This window comes from uncultured Campylobacter sp., assembly GCF_938030685.1.
Classification (GTDB): domain Bacteria; phylum Campylobacterota; class Campylobacteria; order Campylobacterales; family Campylobacteraceae; genus Campylobacter_B.
On sequence record NZ_CALHHX010000021.1, the window covers coordinates 1 to 1,248 of the forward strand.

Consider the following 1,248-nt stretch of genomic DNA (forward strand, 5'->3'; position numbering starts at 1 on the left):
GCTTTAAATTTAAACGAGCGCCAGCTTCAGCACCTCTTCGATCCGATCTACCGGCGTTATTTTCAGATCGTTTTTGACCTCGTCCGGGATCTCCGCCAGGTCGCGCTCATAGTTTTTGCGCGGGATCAGCACTTCGGCGATTTTGGCTTTGTGCGCAGCGATGAGCTTCTCCTTAAGCCCGCCGATCGGCAGCACCTTGCCGCTTAGCGTGATCTCGCCCGTCATCGCCAGATCGGCGCGCACCTTACGCTCGCTTAAAATCGACGCGATCGCCGTGCTCATCGTGATGCCCGCGCTCGGTCCGTCCTTGGGCGTCGCGCCCTCGGGCACGTGAATGTGAAGGTCGAATTTGTTATAAATCTGCTCTGAGCTTTCGGAATTCTCCTCCGCGCCTAAATTTCGCGCCGCCGCAGGGCTTTTAGACACCGCGCCGCTATTTGCGCGCAATGCGGAGTTTTTGCCGGCGCGTGAGGCTTTTGCCGCGCCCGCCTCCGCGTCTTGAGCGGCTTTGAGCTTGCCCTCGTCGATAAGCACCTTTACGACGCTAAAGGCGATCTGCGCGGATTCTTTCATCACGTCGCCGAGCTGGCCCGTGATCGTCATCGCGCCCTTGCCTTTGATCTTGACCGCTTCGATCTTGAGCACGTCGCCGCCTACCGCAGTCCACGCAAGCCCGTTTACGATGCCGATTTGATCGCACTTTTCGACCTCGTCGATCTCGAAAACCTTTTTATTTAGAAATTCGCTTAAATTTTTCGTCGTAACGACGATTTTTTTAAACTCTTTGTCTTTTAAAATTTTAACCGCGACCTTGCGGAAGATCGCAGCGATTTGGCGACGTAGGTTTCGCACGCCGCTTTCGCGCGTGTACTCTTCGATGATCTCGGCAAGGGCTGCGGGGTTGATCGCTACGTCGGCGGCTTTGAGCCCGTGGCGCTGCAGCTCCTGAGGGATCAGATAGTCCTTGGCGATCTGAAATTTCTCCTGCGGCGTGTATGAGCTAAGCTCGATAAACTCCATCCTATCGCGCAGCGGCGCAGGTATGAGAGATACGTCGTTCGCCGTGGCGATAAAGATAATCTTGCTAAGATCGATGTTGAAATTTAGATAGTAATCCCTAAAGCTCGAGTTTTGCTCGGGATCTAAAATTTCAAGCAGAACTGCGGTCGGATCGCCCTTGTATGAGCTTGAAATTTTATCGATCTCATCAAGCACGATGACGGGGTTCATCTGATTTGCCTCGATGAG

At 53.8% G+C, this 1,248-nt stretch carries 1 protein-coding gene; it reads right to left on the reverse strand.

Annotated features, from left to right (window positions below; all coding sequences use genetic code 11):
* Positions 1 to 9: 9 nt before the first annotated feature.
* The coding region (locus Q0369_RS01030) for a S16 family serine protease (protein WP_298094773.1) at positions 10 to 1,248 on the reverse strand (1,239 nt) is incomplete at its 5' end.